Origin of the sequence: Aeromonas sp. PrichA-15, assembly GCF_017939245.1 — a bacterium.
Lineage (GTDB): Bacteria > Pseudomonadota > Gammaproteobacteria > Enterobacterales > Aeromonadaceae > Aeromonas > Aeromonas caviae.
Genome location: NZ_JAGKRH010000266.1, coordinates 1 through 768, shown reverse-complemented (window position 1 = coordinate 768; position 768 = coordinate 1). Strand labels below are relative to the sequence as shown.

Below are 768 nucleotides of genomic sequence, written 5' to 3'. Positions count from 1 at the left end.
CTGTCGTTGGTGGAGACCGGCAAGCGATTGGGCCGCTGCCCACAGGAGTGGTTGAGGGCCGTGGTCAGGGCGTGCATCGAGAAGACAGATTATCCCATCCCGGCAGAACTGATGCCGTCAACCCCGTCCTGGTGAATAGATACGTTCCGAATAGTAGATCACTGTACTCGTACCGCTTCTACAGGTGACATGGAGCACACATCGTCGCTGAGCCTTGTCACTTCAGGCGTTGCCGTCAGATTGCACAAATTCCTTACGCCACAAGGCTTCCGGCAAGATGTAGCACTATTAGGATCAGTTATTTAGCTTTATCGTAACGCTCAAGAAATTGGGCTTAATGCCGAAAACAATAAAATAAAACAGCCAACCCTTGAGGTTCTTATGCGCCAGAATTTACCAGTGACGGGTCGAAACTTAGAACTCCCAAAAGATGCCAATATTCTTTCGACTACCTCCCCTCAAAGCCATATCACGTACGCTAATCCTGACTTCATTAAAATCAGTGGTTTCACTGAGGAAGAACTATTAGGCCAGCCTCACAACATCGTAAGACACCCAGATATGCCGCCTGCTGCATTTGAGCATATGTGGAGTACATTAAAATCTGGCCGCTCATGGATGGGGCTAAATAACTGATCCCAATAGTGCTACACCTTCGCTGTGCCATAGCCATTCCCCGGGAAAGGAGACACGGTATCCATGAAGTGTTTCACTCGGGCCAGCAGGTTTGCCATCCCTCTGCATTGATGATTGCGCGTGATGGTTTCA

General features: G+C 49.2%; 1 protein-coding gene and 1 pseudogene. One reads left to right on the top strand and one right to left on the bottom strand.

The window, feature by feature from the left end; translation table 11 throughout:
- The first annotated feature begins 381 nt into the window (after positions 1-381).
- Positions 382-636 carry a PAS domain-containing protein gene (locus J9889_RS20730; protein WP_246878149.1) on the top strand — a complete coding sequence of 85 codons (255 nt, stop codon included), beginning with the start codon at positions 382-384 and terminating at the stop codon, positions 634-636.
- An 11-nt stretch (positions 637-647) separates the two neighbouring features.
- Here the strand turns inward: J9889_RS20730 and J9889_RS20725 are convergent.
- Positions 648-768 (bottom strand): annotated as a pseudogene (locus tag J9889_RS20725) (IS630 family transposase); the annotation flags it as partial.